The sequence below is a fragment of the Variovorax sp. Soil_C_33 genome (assembly GCF_057656935.1).
In genome coordinates this window covers 1-23112 of record NZ_JBDGJK010000012.1, presented here as the reverse complement: position 1 = coordinate 23112, position 23112 = coordinate 1, and the positions used below count along the sequence as shown (strand labels likewise).

Here is a 23112-nt window from a genome sequence, read left to right as displayed (position 1 = left end):
CCACGGTTCGAGGCCGGCAGTTGAGGGCCGGCGCCAGGTCTCGAGCCCTGTCTGATCCAGCGATCCTGCCATCAACAATCAGAGGAAATGGTCATGTCTGATCCCGTAACGAAAGCCGACATCTTCACCAGGAAGCCCGTACCTGTTCCGCCCGATCTACAGCAGGAAATCGAGCAGTTTTACTACTGGGAAGCCAAGCTGCTCAATGATCGTCGATTTGAAGAGTGGTTTGCCCTGCTCGCGAAAGACATCCGGTACTTCATGCCGATCCGCACAACGAGGATCATGCGTGACGCTGCCCAGGAATATTCGAAAGCCAACGAGTACGCGCATTTCGATGAGGACGCAGCGACGATGAAGGGGCGGTTGAAGAAAATCGTCTCGGACGTCGGTTGGTCGGAAAATCCGGCGTCACGTACCCGCCATCTCGTCAGCAACGTGATGATTCTCAATGGGGCGTCCGCCGGCGAATACGAGATCTCCAGCGCCTTCATCGTGTATCGAAATCGCCTGGAACGCCAAACCGACATTTTCGCCGGCGAGCGGCGCGATACCCTGCGCCGCACGGACGCCGACGCAGGCTTCGAAATCGTCAACCGGACCATCCTGATCGACCAGAGCACGATTCTGGCGAACAACCTCAGCTTCTTCTTCTAGGGCAAATGTATGGCATGGACGTACGTCATGCAGCAGTCGGATCTGCCGCCAGGCGAAATGCAACGCCATGAGGGCGGCCCGGAACCAGTGATGGTCTGCAATGTCGGCGGCGAATTCTTCGCCGTGCAGGACACTTGCACGCATGGGAACTGGGCGTTATCCGAGGGCTACCTGGATGGCGATGTGATCGAGTGCTCACTGCATTTTGGGAAGTTTTGTGTGCGGACCGGGAAGGTCAAGGCCTTGCCGACCTGCAAGCCGCTCAAGATCTTTCCAATCAAGGTGGAAGCGGGCGGGGTCCATGTCGATCTTGAAGCTGGCGAGGTCAAGCAATGACGTCCCATGTCGCAATCGTTGGCGCGGGCGTTGCCGGCTTTTCGACGGCGCAGGCGCTGCGCGCTGATGGTTTCGGCGGTCGTATCTCGCTAATCGGAAGCGAGGCGTATTTGCCCTACGACCGTCCGTCGCTATCGAAGGCGGTGTTGGGTGGACTCTTGGAGCGCCCTCCGGTCCTGGCCGAGTCCGAATGGTTCGATGAGGCTCGCATCGAGCTACTGACCGGCCGGACTGTCAGCAGACTGGACGCAGCCGCTCGCAGGATCGGCTTCGACGACGGGGCTACGCTTGCCGCGGATGCCATCGTTCTCGCGACCGGCAGTTGTGCGCGAGGACTGCCGCTTCCGGGAAGCCAGTTGCGTGGCGTCCTCACGCTTCGAACCTATGACGATGTGCAGCCGTTGTGTCGGAACTGGACGGCCGGAACGCGGCTGGTCATCGTAGGGGGCGGTCTGATTGGATGCGAAGTCGCGACAACTTCGCGCAAGCTCGGTATAGAAGTGACCATCCTGGAGGCTGCAGACGAGCTGCTGGTTCGCGTGCTTGGGCGGCGTGTGGGCGCGCGGCTGCGCGAGGCACTTTCAGCGATGGGAGTGCAGGTTGAATTGCGTACCTGCGTAGCAGAATTTTCCGGAACCCAGCGGCTCGATGCTGTGACAGCCAGTGATGGACGCCGCTTCACTGCCGACAACGCTCTTGTATGCATCGGCGCCGAACCGGCGGACCAACTGGCGCGGCAGGCTGGTCTAACCTGCGACCGGGGCGTCATCGTGGATGACCGTGGTGCCACGTCTGCTGAAGGTGTCTTCGCTGTTGGAGATGTAGCCAGCTGGCCGCTGCGTAACGGTGGGCGGCGCTCACTCGAGACTTATCTGAATGCAGAACGGCAGGCAGCAGCGGTGGCTGCAGCGATCCTGGGAAAGGCGAGACCCGCGCCGCAGGTGCCTGTTTCCTGGACAGAGATTGCCGGGCATCGGATGCAGATGGCCGGGGATATCGAAGGACCGGGCGAGTTCATCGTGCGCGGAACCCTCGGTGACGGTGCGGCACTGCTTTTCCGTCTTTCAGACGGGAAGCTCCAGGCCGTTGTCGCAATGGACGCGCCGCGCGACTTCGCTGTAGCTACAAGACTGGTGGAAGCACGGGCAGCTGTCGACAAGGCGCAACTGGGGAATCTATCGATCAACATGCGCGATTTTCTGCGCGTACATCAAGGAGAAGCAGCGTGAGACTCAAAGGACAAGTGGCATTGATCACCGGTGGCAGTGCCGGCCTTGGGCGGGCAATCGTGAACCGCTATATCTCCGAAGGGGCTCGTGTTGCGGTGCTGGACAAATCGGCGTCCGGGCTGGAGGAGCTTAGAAACCAACATGGCGACGCGCTGGTTGGAATCGTGGGTGACGTGCGCCTTCTTGCTAGTCATCAGGAAGCCGTGGCGCGCTGCACGGAGGCGTTCGGCAAGCTCGATTGTCTGGTCGGCAATGCCGGCGTCTGGGACTTCTCGACTCAACTGGTGGATATCCCTGCTGACCGCCTTGAGCAGGCCTTCGACGAGATGTTCGCCGTAAACGTCAAGGGCTATGTGCTGGCAGCCAAAGCCGCGCTGCCCGCTCTGTACAAAAGCAAAGGCAGCGCGATTTTTACCGCATCAAGTGCCGCGTTTTACGCTGGCGGAGGCGGAGTTCTCTATACCGCCAGCAAGCAGGCCGTGATCGGCTTGGTCAAGCAACTCGCCCACGAGTGGGGCCCTCATGTCCGTGTCAATGGCATCGCGCCAGGAGGCGTGCTTGGTACCGATTTGCGCGGCCCCAAGACGTTGGATCTTCAGGATACGAGTATCAAGGCAGTGCCGCTTGCTGACGCACTCGGACCGGTTCTGCCGGCCGGTTGCGTCGCGTCGGCGGACGAATATGCCGGAGCCTATGTCTTCTTCGCGACGCGCGAGGACACCGTGTCGTTGACGGGCAGCGTGCTGAATTATGACGGTGGCATGGGGGCGCGCGGCTTGTTCAGCGCGAATCTTGGCGCACAACTCGACAAGCATTTCATTTAAGCAGGAAGCACGGATATGAGCATTCAACGCCTCGGGTATCTCGGATTCGAAGTAACGGATGTGTCTGCCTGGCGTTCGTTCGTCACGGACAAACTGGGCGCAATGGAGGGCGCTGTCACCGAAGCGCAGGCGCTGTTCCGGATCGATTCGCGCGCCTGGCGGCTCTCCGTGACCCAAGGCCCCTCCGATGATTATCTCTTTGCTGGCTACGAGGTCGAAGATGGTAAAGCACTCTACCGAGTGCAGGAACGCCTGGAGGCGCACGGGGTCGAGGTCAAGGTTGAAGGTGCCGAGCTGGTCAAGAAGCGGGGCGTGCTCGGCTTGCTTTCCTGCGCCGATCCATTCGGAAACCGGGTCGAAATCTACTACGGTGCAACGGAGCGATTCGAGCAACCTTTTGCATCTCCGCTCGGCGGATCGGGATTCCAAACCGGGGACCAGGGCCTCGGTCACTATGTCTTGAACGTTCAGGACATGGACGCTGCGCTCAGTTTCTACACCGATGCGATGGGCATGAAGCTCTCCGACATCATTGACTGGAAGATCAACGCTGATCTGGGCACCACCCTTTATTTTCTGCATTGCAACGGCCGTCATCACACCCTCGCTTTGGCCAAACTGCCGGGGGCGAAAAAGCTCCATCACTTCATGCTGCAAAGCAAGGAGATGAACGATGTCGGTTTCGCCTACGACCGGTTTGATTCTGTAGGTGCCCTCGTTACGACGCTCGGCTGCCATACCAACGATCACATGTTCTCGTTTTATGGGGCGACGCCATCGGGCTTCGCGGTCGAGTTTGGCTGGGGCGCTCGCGATGTGGAGGTCGGCTGGTCCGTGGTCCGCTACGACCGTATCAGCATTTGGGGACACAAGTTCGTCGGTCGTATATAGAACACAACGTTTTCTTACGGCTAAGCCCTGTGTGGCTTCCAAGGCACCGGCGTGATCGCCTGGCTCGGCGTCACGACAGAAGATGCTTGCCATCACCGATGTTGCGCAATTCCGTGCGCGGCGATCCTCAAAACCAGGAACTTATCAAGAAGGATTCAATGAATCAACCGGACACTACGTTCGCTCGCACAGCACTTGAAGCCGCCGATCTTCTTCACGAGGCCGAGCTCAAGGGGGCGGCTATACCTCCGGTGCGGTCTCTAATCGGAGAAACCGATTTGAAGCTGGCCTATGCAGTGCAGGAAATCAACACGCGACGGGCACTGGAGGCAGGCCGCCGCCTCGTGGGTCGAAAAATCGGTTTGACGTCCGTGGCCGTCCAGAAGCAGCTTGGCGTAGGGCAGCCGGACTACGGCATGCTATTTGCTGACATGGCGCGCGTTGAAGGCGAGGAGATCGTGCTCAAGGACGTGCTTCAGCCAAAGGTCGAAGCAGAGATTGCGTTCGTTCTCGGACGCGATCTTGACGGGGATCAGCTGACGGTGGCCGACCTGTTTCAGGCCATCGATTTTGCGGTGCCAGCTATCGAGATCGTGGGTTCCAGGGTACTCAACTGGGACATTCGCATCACGGACACCATTGCGGATAACGCATCGTCCGGACTTTATGTGTTGGGGTCCAAGCCCACGCGGCTATGCGATCTCGACGCACGCCATGCAGGCATGACGATGGGGAGGTCCGGTGCTTTGGTGTCGTCTGGTGCTGGATCGGCGTGCCTGGGATCGCCACTCAATTCCACACTTTGGCTGGCGAGAGTCATGGCCCGAGCCGGCTATCCACTGCGCGCCGGTGACACAGTGCTCTCCGGTGCGCTCGGGCCCATGGTGCCGGTGTTGAAAGGTGACGTATTTGACGTGCGCATTGCCGGTCTGGGTTCCGTAACCGCGGCGTTCGCAAAAGAGTAAGGCGGCGTCCTGCAAGTGCAATCGGGTGGGATGAACCTTAGCTGATTCGCACAGGCTTGGGCGTTCACCCGAACGCGAAACAAACACTGACTTAAGGAACATCATGACCCGAAAATTCAAAGCTGCCATTATCGGCAGCGGCAACATTGGCACAGATTTGATGATCAAGATCCTGCGTCACGGTCGTCAAATCGAGATGGTGGCCATGGTTGGCATCGACCCGGAGAGCGACGGCCTTGCCCGAGCCGCGCGTCTCGGCGTGGCGACGACACACGAGGGCGTCGAAGGTCTCACACGTCTGCCGGTGTTCGATGAGATCGACCTTGTCTTCGACGCGACCAGTGCGAGCGCTCATGTCAAGCACGATGCCTTCCTGCGCTCACTCAAACCCGGCATCATTATGGTTGACCTTACGCCGGCAGCCATTGGTCCATATTGCATTCCCGTCGTGAACGGCGCGGCGCACCTAGATGCGACCAACGTCAACATGGTCACCTGCGGCGGGCAAGCCACTATCCCAATGGTCGCGGCTGTTTCGCGCGTCGCCACGGTGCACTACGGAGAAATCGTCGCATCGATTTCGAGTAAGAGCGCTGGCCCGGGTACGCGCGCCAACATCGACGAGTTCACTGAGACAACGTCGAAAGCCATTGAGGCGGTCGGTGGTGCTCGCAGAGGCAAGGCTGTGATCGTATTGAATCCGGCTGAACCGCCCCTTACGATGCGCGATACGGTCTACACGCTCAGTGACTTCATTGATCAGGAATTGATCGCTGACTCGATAGAACGCATGGTCGCTGAGGTGCAAGCTTACGTGCCAGGCTACCGTCTGAAGCAAGCAGTTCAGTTTGACCGGATAGAGACAAACCAGCCTATCAACATTCCAGGCGTTGGTGAGCGTATGAGCGGCCTGAAAACCTCCATTTTTCTCGAAGTCGAGGGCGCCGCTCACTACCTTCCTGCGTACGCTGGCAATCTTGACATCATGACCAGTGCGGCGTTGCATACCGCCGAGTCGATGGCATCGCGCGTGCGTTCGGTTGCGAATGCCTAAGAACAGGAAACAGCATGACCAAAAAAATATACATCTCCGATGTCACGCTGCGCGATGGTAGCCATGCGATCCGTCATCAATATTCGATCGAGCAGGTGCGGACCATCGCTCAAGCACTCGACAGCGCTAAAGTAGACAGCATCGAAGTCGCGCATGGCGACGGCCTTCAAGGTTCGAGCTTCAACTACGGTTTCGGAGCTCATAGCGACTTGGAGTGGATTGAAGCCGTCGCTGATGTGGTGTCGCACGCCAAGATCGCGACGCTGCTGATACCGGGCATTGGCACGATTCACAACCTCAAGGCCGCTTACGACGCCGGGGCGCGTGTAGTCCGGGTGGCTACGCACTGTACTGAAGCCGACATCTCAAAACAACACATCGAATACGCCCGTGAGTTAGGTATGGACACGGTCGGCTTCTTGATGATGAGCCACATGACGACGCCGCATCGTCTGGCCGTCGAAGCGAAAAAGATGGAGGGCTATGGCGCGACCTGCATCTACGTTGTGGACTCGGGTGGTGCGTTGACGATGACAGATGTGCGGGAGCGCTTCCGCGCCTTGAAGGCGGTGCTCGATCCGAAGACCGAGACGGGCATGCACGCGCACCACAATCTGTCTCTTGGCGTCGCGAATTCCATTGTCGCCGTGGAGGAAGGCTGCGACCGCGTCGACGCGTCGCTGGCGGGAATGGGAGCAGGCGCCGGCAATGCACCACTCGAAGCGTTCATCGCTGCGGCTGACAGGATGAACTGGAGTCATGGTGCCGATCTCTTTCGGCTAATGGACGCAGCGGATGACCTCGTCCGCCCTCTGCAAGATCGTCCTGTTCGGGTGGATCGAGAGACGCTTGCCCTGGGTTATGCCGGCGTGTATTCGAGCTTTTTACGCCACAGCGAAGCGGCCGCCCATAAGTATGGCGTTAAAACTGTAGACATCCTGATCGAGCTGGGTCACCGCCGCATGGTCGGTGGGCAGGAGGACATGATTGTGGACGTGGCGTTGGATCTGCTCAAACGGCATGATCGCGAATGTTCGGCAGAACGGCAGTGACGAACGGCCTCGTCGCGAGTCCGGGCAAGAGTGCGGAAGGGATCAAGGCCGCCATTGCGGCCGGCATGCTGGTCGAGCACGCGCCAGAGAATCCCCTAGTGGTCCTCGCCCCGGCGTCGACGGACGCACCAGCCGACCATGTCGGCCGCGGGGAAATGGGTGGTGATCGCCCTGATTTCAGAAGTCGATCGCACGCTGACCTAAGCGTTCGGATGTAGTTCACCAGCGCATACGCGCCTGCCATCGAGTTTCCCGTTTAGGACCTGCCGCTCGGCGTGTTCAGCACGGTCAATGCCAAACAACGCAGGGGCGGTGTGGCTATCGGCGTTGCCATGCGGGTTTAGTTGACCGTGGAAGCGAAGTGGCGATCGCGGGCGGCGCCTTCGAGATGTTTAGTACGAGTAATCACAGCAACCGGAGACAATGATGCAAGGAAACCAAACCCTCACCACCGTGGCCGCAGGCCTGTCGATCGTTTTCGCAGGCGCAGGCGTCCGAGCCGAAGAGCTCGAGAATACGGTGAAAATCGGCTATGCCCGTGCCAACTTTAATACCCGGTCCGGCGACCTGTCAGGCCCCTTCACGCCTCCGGGGATCAAGGCCAAGCTGGAAGATGTCGATCTGCTGGCATTGAGTTATGAGCGGCGCTTGTCCGATCAATGGTCAGTCATGTTCCAGGGGGCAAAACCGCCACATGCTCACCTCACTGCGGCTGGCACTGCGGCTGGGCTCGGGGAGGTCGCCTCGGCCAAGATTTGGGTTCCTGCCGTGATGGCTACGTACAGCTTCACCAATTTTTTGGGCTTCCGGCCGTATGTGGGCGCTGGCGTGAACTACACCCGCTTCACGGATGAGCAAGCTACTTCCGCATACACGAGCGCGGTGGGAGGATCCAGCACTTCGGTCAAGGGTAAGTCCTCCTGGGGTCCGGTGGCGCGGCTTGGTCTCGAGTATCCGATCACCAAGAATTGGGTCGTCGATTTCTCGTATCTGCGCTATTGGATCAAGACAACGGCTTCCTTCACCACGGTGACGCCTACACCCGGGGGTAACGTCAACGTCGTGCGGACCGTCGACGCCAAGGTCAATCCGGACGTGTTTACCCTGGGAGTCGGTTACCGGTTCTGATGGCCCCATTCGGAGGCCCGGGAATGGGCCAGATGATGAGCGCCCTTGTCCATCATCTGGCTTCCGCACAGGCGCTCTGAAGCGAAGCTACAACGCTGAGCCGCAATCCCGCCCCGGTCTTGATGCGCCGGCTGTTGGCCCCCAGGGCGCCAGCAACGCGGCAGCAATTTGCCGACGCGACTGGCTGGCTGCGTCGGCAAGCGTCCGATCGCGCCTTTCAGGTAGGCGTAGGCGTATGGCTGCTCAAGGCTGCCGACTGGTTCAGGGCGTAGCCCATCTTGCAGTAGCTCCACAGATCGCGCATGCGCTTTATGCGTTTTGCTTGCGCTGGGGTCGAGCATCGCTACTGGGACGCCGTCGGCATGCAGCACCGCCTGGCCCACCAATTCATTCTCTAATCGCTTCCACCAGCGGCTGCGGCGGCAGCGTCAAAGCTGCCCACCCAACCCGTGCCACAGCAGGAGCTCGCACTAGGAACAACGAGCTGCATGCCGCCAGGTCGTGCACCGGCGGCAGGCGCGAGTAGGGCGCAGTGAAGGCGACGCAGTTGGGGGGGCACAGCTACTTCTTGAGTAACCCGAGTGCCTTCTTGAAGGCCTCGGGCCCGGCCACTACCGCAGCGAGGAACATGTTGATTGCGAAGTCAACCATCATCTCCGGATCGACGTCGCTGTCGATGCGCGGAGCGCGGCCAGAGAGAATGAGGGTCGCCAAGCCGTGTTCCATAGACCACGCAGCATGCGCGGCCAGCTCCATCTGCTTCTCCGGCCAACCACTTGCCCGAGCCAGGTCGTATATCGACTGGGCAAAGAATTGGTAGGAGACGTTGCTCGTTGCCTCGATGTCGCCGCGCACGAACTCCTCGAGCAGCCGCGGGCCGGTCATGAGGTGAAAGATGCCGGGGTGAGCGCGCGCAAAACGAACGTAGCTCGTCATCATCTCCCGCGCCCGCTTCACAGGGCTGGTCTCGAGCGCAGCGATGCGAACGCGTTCCTCGGCGAGCTCCTCGAAGCCAGTCACAGCGATCGAGGCGAGCAGCTCCTCCTTGCCTCTGAAATGCTTTGAGGGTGCGGCCTCCGAGACGCCGAGGCGCCGCGCGAGCTCGCGCAGGCTCAGTTCGGAAGCGCCATTCTCCTCGAACATCTTTCGGCCTTCTTCGATCAGCCGTGTGTGCAGGCTGCCCGGCTCTCGCTTGATGACCGCGGCGCGGGCAGGAAGCGGCCGGGGCTTAGGAAGATTGGAAGTGCGGGATTTCACGTTCTGATTTTAGACGCCCCATCTATACGCGATAAAAATTCTCTACGGGTTAACACTGATAGCAAGGCAGTTAACACCGTTTACCATTGGGCCATCAAAAGGACATTTACATGACTTCAATCGTGTACGAGAAGGATGGCGCAGTTGGCATCGTGATATTAGCGAAGCCGCCGCACAACCTCATGGATAACGCAATGCTGGATGAGCTCGCAAGTGTCTATGCCCGGGCTGTTGGCGAAGGCTGTCGCGCCCTGCTCCTGCGCAGTTCCATGCGCCATTTCTGCGCCGGCGCAGACCTGGGCACGATCGCCGGCGGTACCTGGGACCAGGACGCTCTGAAAGCGATTTGGGAATCGCTTGAAAACGTACCGATCCCGACCGTGGCGGCAGTGCATGGGGCGGCACTTGGCGGTGGCTTTGAGTTGGCCCTCATGTGCGACATCATCCTCGCGGCCGACACAGCATCGTTCGGAATGGCGGAGGTGTCACTCGGCCTGCTTCCACTGCTGGGCGGCGTTCAACGTGTGGTGCAGCGGGCAGGTCTTGCCCGAGCCAAGGAGATGGCGATGCTCGGTCGCCGCCAGGATCCGAAGACGCTCGAGCGCTGGGGGGTCATCAACCAGGTGGTGCCGGAGTCGGAGCTCCACACCGTTTCCATGTCGTGGGCCCGGCAACTCGCGGCGGGAGCTACGGTTGCGATCAAGGGCATCAAGGTTCTGGCCAATGCAACCGCTGCCACGGGTGCTAGCGGCGCCGACGGCATGCAGGAAGCTGTTAACTCCATGATGTGGAAGAGCGGCGATCAGGCGCGTGGGCTTGCCGCATTCTCGGCCACCGGTTCACCCGGCTCCGCTGTGTTCGAGGGGACCTAAATGAACGCCCCTCTCGAAGGCCTACGGGTGATCGATTTCACGCGAGTCCTCTCCGGCCCCGGTTGTACCAAGGCGCTGCGCGACCTCGGTGCGGACGTGTTGAAAATCGAACCACCTGCTGGAGACCTAGGCCGCGTCGGTGTGCCTCACGTGTCCGGGATGTCCACGTACTATGCCCAGCTGAACGCAGGCAAGCGCAACCTGTGCTTGGACCTGAACTGGCCCGAAGCGCGCGAAATCGTCAAGAAGCTTTGCGCATCCGCGGATGTGATCGTAGAGAACTTCAGACCCGGAACGTTGAGCCGCTTCGGACTCGCGTACGCCGATGTTGCTGCCACAAATCCTGGCGTCATTTATGTCTCGATCAGTGGTTATGGGCAGACGGGACCCTGGAAGAATCGGCCCGCGTTCGCGCCGACTGTCCATGCCGAGACCGGTCACACGAACATTGTTCACAATCACTATGACGGTGTTCTCGCACGGGCACAAAACGATGCGTGCAGCCACGCGGATGTGTACACCGGCTTGCACGGGGTGATCGCGGTGCTCGCCGCACTTCAATACCGGTCACAAACGGGCGAGGGCCAGCACGTCGATGTTGCGATGGCGGCGACTATGCTTTCGGTCAATGAGCGAGCGGGCGCGATTCTCAGCGGCATCGATGTCGAGGACGAACCTCTGGCCCTTAGTGCGAACGAGTCGCCGATCTTCGAGCTACCCGATGGGCGCTCGGTCACCATCGCCGCGAGTCCCGTGTTCTCTCCAATATTTGTGCGCTACTGCGCCATGATGCGCCGGAGCGACCTGCTCAAGGATCCTCGGTTCGCAACCGCAAGCTTGCGAAAGCTGAACCTGGAGCACCTCTATAAGGAGGTCCGGGCGTGGGTTCTGTCGTTCACCGATCTGGACCAGCTGCAGGCTCAGGTGAGCGAGTCGGGGCTTGCGGTCGGACAACTGCGCACGCTTGAGGAATTTGCTGAGTCTGAATGGACGCGCGAGTGGGGAGCCGTTGTTGATGTCGATGACCGTGCAGGAGGGTCTTTCCGAATGCCGGGTGCGCCGTGGCATTTCAGCAAGTCGGAACTTCCCCCACCGGGCATCCCCTATTTCCAGGGCGAGAGCAACGAAGAAGTGCTCTCGCAACTCGGCCTCAGCGCGAGCGCGATTGATGAGCTCACGCTGGCGGGCGTATTGAAGAAGGGTAACTCCACGACGGCCGCAAGGGCGTCGTCCGACTGACTGCCGCAACCCACACCAAGAGAACATCATGAATTCGACCTTGACGCGCCGCCAACTGCTTGTCGGTGGCTCCGCCGCCATGCTTGCCCCCCAGTTTGTCCAGGCGGAAAGTAGCAAGACGACCGTGATGAGGGTGGCGTATCCGGCCGGCGGTCCTGCCGACGTGGCAGCGAGGAAATTGGTGGCGGGGCTGGGCGGCGCGCTCGGCGGGCCCACCATTGTGGAGAACCTTCCCGGCGCGGGCGGGGCCATTGGCGCCGCATCTGTGCTAAAGGCGCCCGCTGACGGACAAGTGGTTCTCGTAACGACCGGCAATGACCTGATCCTGGCGCCGCTCGCGCTGTCCAGCGCGCGCTACAAGCCTGAAGCATTTCGCCTCGTATCGGTCTTGTTGTCGACCGACTTCGTCCTGGTGGCCAACGATTCGGTCCCGGTCAAATCGGTCGAAGAGATGGTGGCCGCAGCACCGCAACGGGAGTTCACGTTTGGAACCTGGGGGCCAGGGTCGGCTCCGTCGCTGGTGAGTTCCGACTTCAAGTTCTCAAGCGGAGTGCGGGTGTTGGAAGTCCCGTACAAAGGTGCCGCACCAGTGACGCAGGCGCTTCTGTCACGCGAAATCGACTTCGCGTTCGTTCCGCTGTCTCCCGCAACGGTGGACTTGATCCGTAACGGCAGGATCAAAGCCATCGGAGTGGCGAACTCCCAGCGGAATAGCCAGTTGCCGGGTGTGCACACGGTCGCGGAAAGCGGCGGGAAGCTGGGCAACTTTAGGCACAGCGTCTGGGCGGGCATCTTCTGCTCCAGCGAGGTGCCAGAGGCTGTTGCCAAGCAGCTGAACGAGAAGGTCAATGCCGTGCTGCGCGGGGTAGAGTACCAGCGCTTCCTCGCAGACGCCGCCGCATTGCCCGTGAAGCCCAGTACGCTGGCCGAGCATGCCGACTTTTATCGCGCGGAACTGCACAAGCTGCGGACAATCGCGGTGCGCAGCGGCATCACCCCGCAATAGCCCGCGATTAGAGCGACGCATGAGCAACCAACTGCCTGCGCCCTAGCGGCCCCATCCGCTTCTGGCGCTGAGGCGGCGCTCTTCGATGTGATCGCCAACATCATGATGGTCGAGTCCTCGGGACGATGCGGCCCATTGAAAACGGATGGCGGGCTGATTCGGCGCCGCTCCGAAGCGATCAAGCTTCGCCAAAAGTTCACGCTGCAGCGGCAACTCATAGCTGCGCACGCACATTCAAGGAGAAGGTAGCATGAAGAAGCCCGCCCGCAAGGTGATCATCACTTGCGCCATTACCGGCGCCATCCATACCCCCACCATGTCCGAGGCGCTGCCATACAAGCCTGAAGACATTGCCCGCCAGTCGATTGATGCCGCCGCGGCCGGCGCGGCTATCCTTCACCTGCACGCCAGAAATCCCGCGAACGGAGCTGTGTCGCTAGATCCGGAACACTTCATGGCGTTCTTGCCGCAGATCAAGGAAGCCACAGATGCGATTATCAATCTGTCGACCGGCGGCAGCCTGGTGAACACAGTGGCCGAGCGTATCGCACCAGCCAAGCGGGTCTCTCCAGAAATGACATCGCTGAACATGGGCAGCATGAACTTCTCGATGCACCCGTTGGCAGCGAAGTACAGCGAGTGGAAGTTCGACTGGGAGCGCGACTACCTGGCGAACTCCGACAGCTACATCTTCCGCAATACGTTTCGGGACATCGCCATGGTGGCTCGGGAGCTGGGAGAAGGCGAGGGTGTCAAGTTTGAGCACGAGTGCTATGACGTTGGGCACCTCTACAACCTAAAGTTCTGCATGGACACGGGCATGTTCAAGCCGCCAGTGTTCATCCAGTTCGTCCTGGGGATCCTGGGGGGCATCGGCGCAGATCTGGACAACCTCGTTTTCATGAAGCGCACTGCCGATCGCCTGTTTGGAGATGGATATCGGTGGTCGGTACTCGGAGCCGGAGCGTCGCAGATGGACTTGGCCGTTGCCGCCTCCACGATGGGCGGCAATGTGCGAGTTGGTCTCGAGGACTCTCTGTTGATTAGGCGAGGGCAACTTGCCAGCTCCAACGCCGAGCAGGTCCTCAAAGTGAAGCGAATGTTGGAGGACCACGGTCTCGAGATCGCCACGCCGGCAGAAGCCCGCGAAATGCTAGGCCTAAAAGGCTCCGAGCGAACTCGGTTCTGAGATCGACAAAGACTGCTGTGCGTGCTATGGAAGGTCTGAACAAGTCGCTAATCCGATCCGGAAGTCGGCAATGCATATTCATCTGACTAGCAGATGGTTTTGCCCCAGTTAGATGTCGAACTAGGCAACTCTTGCCAGGAGAATGACATGTCAGTGATTCTCGAATCTCTCCTCGACGATCAGCGCCGCAGCGAGTGCCGCGCCAACGATGGAGCCATGGCCATGGGCCGGCCCATCATCGCGAGCCAACCACCATCCACCCCGTCCAGCGCACCAGTCAGCCTGCATCCTGCACGGAGCGAACGTTCCAACGCGGCGCACGTCGCCACGAACGAACTCAGGTAGCCCAAAGGAGTGCACCGTGCACGACGACCCCGGCATGAATCCGGTCGACCCGCTGACCGCACGCCAACTCAACCGCGCCGTTCACGACGCCGCCGAGGCGGCCAAGATCGACAAGCGCGTCTCCATGCACACGCTGCGCCACACCTTTGCCACGCACCTGCTGGAGCAGAAGGTCGACATCCGCGTGATCCAAGTGATGCTGGGCCACAAGAAGCTGGAGACGACATCGGTCTACACGCACGTGGCCACCGAGATCCTGCACGAAGTGGTCAGCCCGCTGGAGAAGCTGCAGGCCGCATAGGGCATCTCCATGGCGCACTGCGCCCTGGAAGTCGCCGACATCTTCCGCACCCACGGTCCCGCCTGGCGCAAGGTGCAGCGGGGTCACCTGAGCCTGGGCCAGCTCAAGGTCATGTCGGCCATCGAACAGTGCCGCAGCGCGGCGCTGGGGGGCCACGTGTTGCGTTGCGAGGGCTGCGGTCAAGATCAGATCGCCTACAACTCGTGCCGCAACCGGCATTGCCCGAAGTGCCAGGCCGCTGCCGCGCGGCGTTGGCTAGACGCTCGCAAAGCCGATCTGCTGCCGGTGGACTACTACCACGTCGTCTTCACCTTGCCGGCGCCCATCAGTGCGTTCGCCTACTACAACAAGGCCCGCAATCTATACGCTGCTGTTCGACGTGGCCGCCGAGACCTTGACGACCATCGCGGCCGATCCGAAGCGCCTGGGTGCCAGCATCGGAGTGACCCTGGTGCTGCACACGTGGGGATCAACGCTGACGCATCACCCTCACGTCCATGGCATCGTGCCAGGCGGTGGCCTGTCGCCCGACGGCGAGCGATGGATCGCCTGCAGGCCCGGCTTCTTCCTGTCCGTGCGCGTGCTGTCGAGGCTGTTCCGACGCCGCTTCCTTGAACAACTCGAACACGTTCATCGCGCCGGTCCGCTGCAGTTCTTCGGCGAGTTCGCCGCCCTGGCTGATGCGCACGCCTTCGCCGACTGGCTCGCACCGCTGCACAAGTGCGAATGGGTCGTCTATGCCAAGCGCCCGTTCGCCGGACCCGAAGCAGTGCTGGCCTATCTGTCGCGCTACACCCATCGGGTTGCCATCTCCAACAGCCGGCTCCTGGCCATGGACGAACGAGGCGTCACCTTCCGCTGGAAGGACTACCGGGCCAAGGGCCGCACACGCCGCAACACGATGACGCTCGATGCCGACGAGTTCATGCGCCGCTTCCTGCTGCACGTCCTGCCGGGCGGCTTCCACCGCATCCGCCACTACGGGCTCCTGGCCAACGGCAATCGAACCGCCTGCCTCGCACGCATTCGCGAGCTGCTGCTGCTGCAAGTCGATGCCGCTGCGCGCACATCGGATGTTGACTCCGAGCCCGAACCCGTGCGACCGACCTTCTTCTGCCCGCACTGCGGCGGCCAGATGATCATCCTGCAGACCTTCGTTCGTGGGCAACCCATCCGCGCGCCGCCTCAGCAGGCTCGGGCACCATGAGTGCACATCTGCATCAGCGTCCATTCCGAGCTTCGGCCCTTCATCCTTCTGGGCCGATGCGCAGTCTTGCCTTCGCACTCGACGAAGGCATCGCCGCCGGTGGCGTCGCTGGGCAACTGAGTGCGCCGCGATCGATCCGCTGCGCCTCAACCACGCCATCGGCCGAACTCTTGACCTGCGTCGCCGCCACGAGTCCGACTCACACCGACCGAATCCCCATAGCTTCGTAGCCTTCTCAGGCCTCAGTGGCGCATTCCGCGGTTTCCTCCATGGAGGCTTGTCCAACACCTGCCCTCAAGCCGTTGGCGAGCTCGGCGCTGTCGTCGTGCACGGACAGGTGTCGGACAACCCTAGACCACACCTGCCATACGACAGTCGCTCGCGAAGGGCAGAGTAGGACGGATCGCGGTCGTTCGCGTTGGTTACGGCCCCGTCAGCGGTCTTCAACTGCCTCGTCGCCACCTCCTTGCCGATCGTCAACCAGTTGCATGTTGTCCAGAAGCTTGAGTAAGTAGTGCAGGGTGTGGGTGATGTCGTTCACGGAAAAGCCCTCGAGCACCTGCGCGTAATAGCCGTGAATTTTCGGCAAGGCCTCGTCCTGCCACACGCGCATCCCTGCCGCCGTCATTGACACGAGACGCGACCGGCGGTCGCGCTCGTCGGCCGCAGTCGTGATTCGCCCATCCCTTTCCATGCGGCTGAGCAGACCGGAGAGGTTCTGCCTGCTGACCTTGAGGTAGCGCGCCAGATCGCCCACGCTCATGCCTCCGCTCACAGCCGGCCTGGACAGCGCACCAAGCACCGCCCACTGCTGCGTCGTCAGGCCCTCAGACTCGACGGCCTTTGTACCTGTTTTGTGCAACATGTTGGCACATTGATAGAGACGGAAGAACACCCGGTTGGCCAGCTCGATCCGTGTAGTTTCTTCTGCTTTATCAGGGTAAACCATAGATTAATCTCTCTTCGAAATGCCTTGCGTATGTGATGCCCGTCGCCGCATAATACGTCAACACATTGACATATGGTCAGCGACGTTCGAGCAACGATGCGTCGACGATAGCAAGCTTAAAACCTGATGGAGAGCCTGATGCGGAGATTCGAAAGCAAGACAGTGGTGGTCACCGGCGGTGGCGGCGGTATTGGCGGGGCAACCTGCCGGCGCTTCGCCCGCGAAGGCGCCAGGGTCGCGGTGTACGACATGAACCTGGAGGCGGCCGAGAAGGTCGCCTCCGGTATCCGCGATGCGGGCGGGCAGGCGCAGGCGTTCCGCTGCGACATCACCGACCGCGCAAGCGTCGACCTGGCGGTGGAGGCCACGCAGCAGAACCTGGGCACGATCGACGTGCTCGTCAACAACGCCGGCTGGGACGTGTTCACGCCGTTCACCAAGACCCAGCCGGCGCAGTGGGACAAGCTAATCGCGATCAACCTGACGGGTGCACTGCACATGCATCACGCAGTGCTGCCGGGCATGGCGGCGCGCAAGGCCGGGCGTATCGTGAACATCGCGTCCGATGCGGCGCGCGTCGGATCCTCGGGCGAAGCGGTGTACGCGGCATGCAAGGGCGGCCTGGTGGCGTTCTCCAAGACCATCGCCCGCGAACATGCGCGCCACGGCATCACGGTCAACGTGGTGTGCCCAGGGCCGACCGACACCGCCTTGTTCGCCGACTACAAGGAAGGCGCCGGCAATCCCGAGAAGCTGATGGAAGCGTTCACGCGCTCGATTCCGCTGGGTCGCATCGGCCAGCCGGACGACCTGCCCGGCGCCATTCTTTTTTTCGCCAGCGACGACGCCGGCTTTGTCACCGGCCAGGTGCTGAGCGTCTCCGGCGGCCTGACGATGAACGGCTGAGCTCGGCATTTCTGCCCTTCAACCCACAGGAAAGAACACCATGGAATTCGAAGACATCCTTTACGAAGTACGCAACGGCGTGGCCTGGATCACGATCAACCGGCCCGACAAGATGAACTCGTTTCGCGGCCAGACCTGCGACGAGATCATCAAGGCAATGAACCGTGCCGGCTATGACCGCGGCGTCGGTGCCATCGTGCTGGCGGGCGCCGGCGACCGTGCCTTCTGTACCGGCGGTGACCAGTCCGCGCACAATGGCAACTACGACGGCCGCGGAACCATCGGCCTGCCGATGGAGGAGCTGCACGACACGATCCGCAACGTGCCAAAGCCGGTGATTGCCCGCGTGCAGGGCTTCGCCATCGGCGGGGGCAACGTGCTTTGCACCATCTGCGACCTGACCATCGCCTCCGACAAGGCCATCTTCGGCCAGGTGGGCCCGAAGATGGGATCGGTCGATCCGGGCTATGGCACCGCCTTCCTGGCGCGCGTAGTTGGCGAGAAGAAGGCGCGCGAAATCTGGTACCTGAACCGCCGCTACAGCGGCGCCGAGGCCGTGGCCATGGGCCTGGCCAACGCCGTGGTTCCGCACGACCAGCTCGACGCCGAGGTGCAGAAGTGGGCCGAGGAAATCTGCGAGCGCAGTCCCACGGCGCTGGCCATCGCCAAGCGCAGCTTCAACGCCGACACCGCGCACCAGGCGGGTATCGCGGGCCTCGGCATGTACGCACTCAAGCTCTACTACGACACGGAAGAATCGCGCGAGGGCGTCGATGCGCTGAAGGAAAAGCGCAAGCCCGACTTCCGCAAGTACGCGAAGTAGAGACCCGACAAATCCCTCAATCCTCTGCACGCGCGGCGCAATCGGTATTGCGCCGGGGCGCAGCGCACCCTGGAGACATGTCATGAATCCGTATCTTGATGACGACCTGACAGCGCTTGGCGACCATGCGCGCCGCTTCGCAACCGAGCGCATCGCCCCCGGCTTCCTGGAACGCGACAAGACCCGCGTGCTCGAGCGCAAGCTGATGCGCGAGATGGGCGAGATGGGGTTCATCGCGCCCGAGTTGCCCGAAGCGCATGGCGGCCAGGGGATGGGCTGCCTGGCCGCCGGCGTGATCCATGAGGAGATCGCGCGGGCCGACCTCAGCATGTCCTACATCAACCTGCTCGCCTCGCTCAATGGCCAGATCCTCTCGCAGCACGGCAAGCCCGAAGTTGTCCGGCCGTGGCTGCAGAAGCTGACGCGGGGCGAGGCCTTGTTCGCCATCGCGCTGACCGAGCCGCGCGGAGGCTCCGACGCGGCCAACCTGCGCCTGCGCATGGAGCGCGTCGGCGACGAGTACGTGATCAACGGTGAGAAGACTTCCATCTCCGCGGCCGACCAGGCCGATGCCGCGGTGGTGTTCGGCCGCACCGGCTCGGTCGAATCGGCGGCCCACGGCGTGACCGCGCTGCTGGTGCCAATGGACCTGCCGGGCGTGACCCGCAACCGCTTCGATTGCCACGGCCAGCGAGCGATCGGTCGCGGCTCGCTGTTCTTCGAGAACGTGCGGGTGCCCGTGAGCCATCAACTCGGGGCCGAGAACAAGGGCTTCGTGCAGGTGATGCAGGGCTTCGACTTCTCGAGGGCACTGATCGGGCTGCAGGTACTGGCAGTGGCTCGCACCGCACTCGAGGAGACCTGGGAGTACGTGGCACAGCGCGAAGCCTTCGGCAAGCCGCTGTCGGCATTCCAGGGCGTGTCGCATCCGCTGGCTGATTTCGATACGCAGGTGACCGCCGCGCGCCTGCTGTGCCTGCAGACCTTGTGGCTGAAGGACAAGGGCGCGCCCCACACCGCCGAAGCCGCGATGTGCAAATGGTGGGCGCCCAAGCTGGCCTACGACACCATCCACCAATGCCTGTTGATGTTCGGCCATGGCGGCTATGACCGCGGCGTGATGGAGCAGCGTCTGCGCGACGTCCTCGGCTTCCAGATCGGCGACGGCACCGCCCAGATCATGAAAACCATCGTGGCGCGTACCCGCGCCGGCCGCGACGCCGTGCCGGCCTGAGCCTCTCACCCTCAACGACGAAAAGCCAGGAGACAAGACCATGGAATTCGATGCCGTATTGCTGCCGCCGCGCCGCGCCCGAATGGTGGCGCAGGGCCTGTGGCACGAGCGCACCATCAACGACGAACTCGACGCCTGCGTCGCCGACTTGCCCAACAAGCTTGCGCTGACCGCCTTGCAGATGGAGCAGGGCGTCACCACCCGCTTCACCTACCGCGAGATGGCGATCATGGCCGATCGCATCGCGGTGGGACTGTCGCGCCTGGGCGTGGGCCGCAATGACGTCGTGGCCTGCCAGTTGCCCAACTGGTGGCAGTTCACGCTGGTCTATCTGGCCTGCTCTCGCATCGGCGCCGTGATGAACCCGCTGATGCACATCTTCCGCGAGCGCGAGCTGTCGTTCATGCTCAAGCACGGCGAAGCCAAGGTCGTGATCGTGCCGAAGACCTTTCGCGGCTTCGACTTTGAGCGAATGGTCAACGACCTGCAACCGGCCTTGCCCGACCTGAAGCAGATCGTTGTCGTCGGCGGCGCGGGGCCTGACAGTTTCGAAGCGCTGCTCAGCGGCCCGGCATGGGAGAACGAGCCCGACGCGCAGGACATCCTCACGCGCAGCCGGCCCGGCCCGGATGACGTGACGCAGATGATCTACACCTCCGGCACCACCGGCGAACCCAAGGGCGTGATGCACTCGGCCAACACCACCATGGCCAACATCATTCCCTATGCGCAGCGCCTGCGCCTCGGCGCTGACGACGTGGTGTTGATGGCCTCGCCTATGGCGCACCAGACCGGCTTCATGTATGGCCTCATGATGCCGATCGTGCTCAAGGCCGGCGCCGTGCTGCAGGACATCTGGGAGCCGAAGCAGGCCATCAAATTGATCCGGGCCGAGCGGGTCAGCTTCACGATGGCCTCCACGCCATTCCTCACCGACCTCGCCAAAACCGTGGCCGAGACAGGCAGCGAGGTGCCGAGCCTGCGCACCTTCCTGTGCGCCGGCGCGCCAATACCGGGCCCGCTGGTGGAGCAGGCGCGCCAGGTCCTGGGCACCAAGATCGTGTCAGCCTGGGGCATGACCGAGAACGGCGCCGTCACGCTGATCCAGCTGGACGACGACGACGTGCGCGCGATCAGCACCGATGGGCTGGCGCTGCCCGGCGTCGAACTCAAGGTGGTCGACGAGAGCGACCAGGTGCTGCCGGCCGATCAGCCCGGACGGCTGCTGGTGCGCTCGTGCTCGAACTTCGGCGGCTACTTGCGGCGTTCGCACCTCAACGGCACCGACGCCGACGACTGGTTCGATACCGGCGATCTGGCACGCATGGATGCCCAGGGCTACGTCCGGATCACCGGCCGCAGCAAGGACGTGATCATCCGCGGCGGCGAAAACATTCCGGTGGTCGAGATCGAGTCGCTGCTGTATCGGCACCCTGACATCGCCATGGCCGCCATCGTGGCCTACCCCGACGAGCGCCTGGGCGAGCGGGCCTGCGCAGTGGTGGTGCCTAGGCCCGGCCACCGCGTCGACCTGCAGTCGATCGTGCAGTTCCTGAAGGGGCAGAAGGTGGCGATGCAGTACATCCCGGAACGCCTCGTCGTGCGCGACGCGATGCCAGCCACGCCGTCCGGAAAGATCCAGAAGTTCAAGTTGCGCGAGATGCTGCGCGAGAACTTGAGCTGACGACAACGCCTCGCACCTTCCCTCACATCCAAGGAGACAAGACCATGTTCATTCCCATCCCAACGGCCGCACGCCGAGGCCTCGCGCTCGCCGCTCTCGCCATCTTCGGCGTCGCCGGTTCCGCGCAGGCGCAGACGACCCCCAACTGGCCCGCGAAGCCCATCCGCGTGGTCGTCGGCTTCGCGCCGGGCGGGAGCACCGATGTCATGGCGCGCATCCTGTCGCAGATCCTCTCGGACTCGCTAGGCCAACCCGTCGTCATCGACAACAAGCCCGGTGCGAGCGGCAATATCGCTGCCTCGGAAGTGGTGCGGGCCGCGCCGGACGGCCACACTTTCCTGATCGCACCGACCTCGGTTGAAACGGCCAACCCGTCGCTCTTCAAGTCGACCATCCTGCCTTCGCGCGACCTGACGCCCGTGGCCAGTGTCGGGCGCACCCAGATGTACCTGGTCGCCAAGCCACAGATGGCGGCCAAGGACGTACGGGACCTGGTGGCACTGGCCAAGACCAAGCCGGGCTCGCTGTCCTACGCTTCTGCCGGTTCCGGCACGCCCCCGCACCTCGCGTGCGAACTGTTCAAGCAGGCCACCGCGACCTCCATGACCCACATTCCGTATCGCGGGGCGGCCCCCGCGCTGCAGGATGTACTGTCGGGTCAGGCGGACTTCGTCTGCGACCCGGGCATCGCCTTCGCGCACATTCGAACCGGCAAGGTCAAGCTGCTGGGCATCGTGAGCACCAAGCGCTCGCCGTTCTTCCCCGACGTCCCCACAGTGAGCGAGCAGGGCTTTCCAGGCGCCAACCTCGACATCTGGTTCGGCATGTGGGCACCCAACGGGATCTCCCCCGAGATCGTGGCCCGCATGAACCGCGAACTGGGCAAGGCTTTGGCTCAGCCGGCCGTCAAGTCGCGCTATGCCGACCTCGGTGCCGAACCGATCGCGATGGACACTGCGGAGTTCCGCAAGCTGCTGGTCCATGAGACTGCGCAGCTGTCCGCCCTGATCAAGGAACAGAACATCAGCGTGGATTGAAGCGGCCTGTCATGCAAGAACAACCCATCCTGGTGGAGACGCACGGCCGGGTCAGCGTCATCACGCTGAACAGGCCGCAGCAGATGAACGCGCTGGATGATGCGCTGATGGACGCTCTGGGCGCAGCGCTGCTGGCCTGCGACGCCAGCGCAGACATCGGCGCCATCGTGATCACCGGCAATGACAAGGCCTTCGCGGCCGGGGCCGACATTGCAGCGATGGCGGACTGGAACTACATGGATGTGTACCAGGCCGACTTCATCACACGCAACTGGGAAACCATCCGACGCGTGCGCAAGCCGGTGATCGCGGCGGTGGCGGGCTTCGCCATGGGCGGAGGCTGCGAATTGGCGATGGCGTGCGACATGATCATTGCCGCCGAATCCGCCCGGTTCGCATTGCCCGAGATCAAGCTCGCCATGCTGCCAGGCGCCGGCGGTACCCAGCGTCTGCCGCGCGCCATCGGCAAGGCCAAGGCCATGGACATGTGCCTGTCGGGCCGCATGCTGGACGCAGCAGAAGCCGACCGCTACGGACTGGTCTCGAGGGTGGTGGCGGACGGGCGGCTGCTGGGCGAAACCATCGATCTCGCCGCCCGCATTGCAGCCTTCTCGCTGCCGGCATTGATGGCGATCAAGGAGTCCGTGAACCGCGCCTGGGAGGCCCCGCTCTCGGAGGGCATTGGCTTCGAGCGGCGCCAACTGCATGCGCGTTTTGCCAGCGAGGATGCACATGAAGGGATGCATGCCTTTTTGTCCAAGCGCAAGCCGGTGTTCAAGCACCGCTGATTTTTCTTCGACCCAGTTCATTCGTTCAATCCCTGGAGCCATCCATGAAGATACTTGTCCCGGTCAAGCGGGTCGTCGATTTCAACGTGAAGGTGCGCGTCAAGTCCGACGGCACCGGTGTCGACATCGCCAACGTCAA

Annotated in this window: 22 protein-coding genes and 3 pseudogenes; 23 read left to right on the top strand and 2 right to left on the bottom strand. The window is 62.2% G+C overall.

All coding sequences use genetic code 11. The annotated features are described in order from the left end of the window. Positions 1-93 precede the first annotated feature (93 nt). The 9 genes from AC3A6B_RS18860 to AC3A6B_RS18820 all read left to right on the top strand — a co-directional run bounded on the left by AC3A6B_RS18860 (position 94) and on the right by AC3A6B_RS18820 (position 8136). Entirely contained in the window at positions 94-657 is a 564-nt protein-coding gene (locus AC3A6B_RS18860) for an aromatic-ring-hydroxylating dioxygenase subunit beta (protein WP_487838197.1), read from the top strand. A 27-nt stretch (positions 658-684) separates the two neighbouring features. After that, positions 685-993, top strand: coding sequence for a non-heme iron oxygenase ferredoxin subunit (locus tag AC3A6B_RS18855; protein ID WP_487838196.1), 309 nt, complete (start codon positions 685-687; stop codon positions 991-993). After that, positions 990-2222 carry an NAD(P)/FAD-dependent oxidoreductase gene (locus tag AC3A6B_RS18850; RefSeq protein ID WP_487838195.1) on the top strand — a complete coding sequence of 411 codons (1233 nt, stop codon included), beginning with the start codon at positions 990-992 and terminating at the stop codon, positions 2220-2222. The genes AC3A6B_RS18855 and AC3A6B_RS18850 overlap by 4 nt, the downstream gene beginning before the upstream one ends. Then, on the top strand, positions 2219-3046 hold the full coding sequence (gene hcaB, locus AC3A6B_RS18845) for a 3-(cis-5,6-dihydroxycyclohexa-1,3-dien-1-yl)propanoate dehydrogenase (protein ID WP_487838194.1): 828 nt from the start codon (positions 2219-2221) through the stop codon (positions 3044-3046). The genes AC3A6B_RS18850 and hcaB overlap by 4 nt, the downstream gene beginning before the upstream one ends. A gap of 15 nt (positions 3047-3061) precedes the next feature. Next, positions 3062-3937 (top strand): biphenyl-2,3-diol 1,2-dioxygenase, encoded by an 876-nt coding sequence (gene bphC / locus AC3A6B_RS18840; RefSeq protein WP_487838193.1) that lies wholly within the window; start codon positions 3062-3064, stop codon positions 3935-3937. A gap of 158 nt (positions 3938-4095) precedes the next feature. Beyond that, complete coding sequence (todJ, locus tag AC3A6B_RS18835; protein WP_487838353.1) at positions 4096-4902, top strand: toluene degradation hydratase TodJ; 807 nt, start codon at positions 4096-4098, stop codon at positions 4900-4902. Between the two features lie 103 nt (positions 4903-5005). After that, positions 5006-5956 carry an acetaldehyde dehydrogenase (acetylating) gene (locus AC3A6B_RS18830; RefSeq protein WP_487838192.1) on the top strand — a complete coding sequence of 317 codons (951 nt, stop codon included), beginning with the start codon at positions 5006-5008 and terminating at the stop codon, positions 5954-5956. Between the two features lie 14 nt (positions 5957-5970). Beyond that, the gene (gene dmpG / locus AC3A6B_RS18825) at positions 5971-7008 is read left to right on the top strand and encodes a 4-hydroxy-2-oxovalerate aldolase (protein ID WP_487838191.1); all 1038 of its coding nucleotides are present in this window, start codon (positions 5971-5973) and stop codon (positions 7006-7008) included. A gap of 426 nt (positions 7009-7434) precedes the next feature. Continuing rightward, entirely contained in the window at positions 7435-8136 is a 702-nt protein-coding gene (locus AC3A6B_RS18820) for an OmpW/AlkL family protein (RefSeq protein WP_487838190.1), read from the top strand. A gap of 561 nt (positions 8137-8697) precedes the next feature. Here the strand turns inward: AC3A6B_RS18820 and AC3A6B_RS18815 are convergent. Then, entirely contained in the window at positions 8698-9393 is a 696-nt protein-coding gene (locus AC3A6B_RS18815; RefSeq protein ID WP_487838189.1) for a TetR/AcrR family transcriptional regulator, read from the bottom strand. A 110-nt stretch (positions 9394-9503) separates the two neighbouring features. Between AC3A6B_RS18815 and AC3A6B_RS18810 the strand changes: the two genes are divergently transcribed. The 7 genes and pseudogenes from AC3A6B_RS18810 to AC3A6B_RS18780 all read left to right on the top strand — a co-directional run bounded on the left by AC3A6B_RS18810 (position 9504) and on the right by AC3A6B_RS18780 (position 15552). Continuing rightward, a complete protein-coding gene (locus AC3A6B_RS18810; RefSeq protein WP_487838188.1) occupies positions 9504-10265 on the top strand; it encodes an enoyl-CoA hydratase/isomerase family protein in 762 nt (253 codons plus the stop codon). Continuing rightward, positions 10266-11504, top strand: coding sequence for a CaiB/BaiF CoA transferase family protein (locus AC3A6B_RS18805; protein WP_487838187.1), 1239 nt, complete (start codon positions 10266-10268; stop codon positions 11502-11504). 28 nt (positions 11505-11532) lie between these two features. Beyond that, on the top strand, positions 11533-12510 hold the full coding sequence (locus tag AC3A6B_RS18800) for a Bug family tripartite tricarboxylate transporter substrate binding protein (protein WP_487838186.1): 978 nt from the start codon (positions 11533-11535) through the stop codon (positions 12508-12510). 250 nt (positions 12511-12760) lie between these two features. Beyond that, on the top strand, positions 12761-13699 hold the full coding sequence (gene kce / locus AC3A6B_RS18795) for a 3,5-dioxohexanoate:acetyl-CoA acetone transferase (protein ID WP_487838185.1): 939 nt from the start codon (positions 12761-12763) through the stop codon (positions 13697-13699). A 147-nt stretch (positions 13700-13846) separates the two neighbouring features. Next, positions 13847-14044, top strand: coding sequence for a hypothetical protein (locus tag AC3A6B_RS18790; protein WP_487838184.1), 198 nt, complete (start codon positions 13847-13849; stop codon positions 14042-14044). A gap of 28 nt (positions 14045-14072) precedes the next feature. Continuing rightward, positions 14073-14345: pseudogene (locus AC3A6B_RS18785) on the top strand (tyrosine-type recombinase/integrase); the annotation flags it as partial. A gap of 9 nt (positions 14346-14354) precedes the next feature. Then, a pseudogene (locus AC3A6B_RS18780) lies at positions 14355-15552 on the top strand (IS91 family transposase). A gap of 433 nt (positions 15553-15985) precedes the next feature. On the opposite strand, the gene AC3A6B_RS18775 reads toward AC3A6B_RS18780, so the two are convergent. Further along, positions 15986-16501 (bottom strand): MarR family winged helix-turn-helix transcriptional regulator, encoded by a 516-nt coding sequence (locus AC3A6B_RS18775; RefSeq protein WP_487838183.1) that lies wholly within the window; start codon positions 16499-16501, stop codon positions 15986-15988. A 138-nt stretch (positions 16502-16639) separates the two neighbouring features. Between AC3A6B_RS18775 and badH the strand changes: the two genes are divergently transcribed. The 7 genes and pseudogenes from badH to AC3A6B_RS18740 all read left to right on the top strand — a co-directional run. Further along, positions 16640-17407, top strand: a complete 768-nt coding sequence (badH, locus tag AC3A6B_RS18770; RefSeq protein ID WP_487838182.1) for a 2-hydroxycyclohexanecarboxyl-CoA dehydrogenase — start codon at positions 16640-16642, stop codon at positions 17405-17407. 40 nt (positions 17408-17447) lie between these two features. Continuing rightward, complete coding sequence (badI, locus tag AC3A6B_RS18765; RefSeq protein ID WP_214698411.1) at positions 17448-18230, top strand: 2-ketocyclohexanecarboxyl-CoA hydrolase; 783 nt, start codon at positions 17448-17450, stop codon at positions 18228-18230. An 82-nt stretch (positions 18231-18312) separates the two neighbouring features. After that, entirely contained in the window at positions 18313-19464 is a 1152-nt protein-coding gene (gene aliB / locus AC3A6B_RS18760) for a cyclohexanecarboxyl-CoA dehydrogenase (RefSeq protein WP_487838181.1), read from the top strand. 40 nt (positions 19465-19504) lie between these two features. Continuing rightward, entirely contained in the window at positions 19505-21148 is a 1644-nt protein-coding gene (aliA, locus tag AC3A6B_RS18755; protein ID WP_487838180.1) for a cyclohexanecarboxylate-CoA ligase, read from the top strand. 44 nt (positions 21149-21192) lie between these two features. Beyond that, the gene (locus tag AC3A6B_RS18750; RefSeq protein WP_487838179.1) at positions 21193-22185 is read left to right on the top strand and encodes a Bug family tripartite tricarboxylate transporter substrate binding protein; all 993 of its coding nucleotides are present in this window, start codon (positions 21193-21195) and stop codon (positions 22183-22185) included. Between the two features lie 11 nt (positions 22186-22196). Next, complete coding sequence (locus AC3A6B_RS18745; protein ID WP_487838178.1) at positions 22197-22973, top strand: enoyl-CoA hydratase; 777 nt, start codon at positions 22197-22199, stop codon at positions 22971-22973. Between the two features lie 44 nt (positions 22974-23017). Continuing rightward, positions 23018-23112 (top strand): annotated as a pseudogene (locus AC3A6B_RS18740) (electron transfer flavoprotein subunit beta/FixA family protein); the annotation flags it as partial.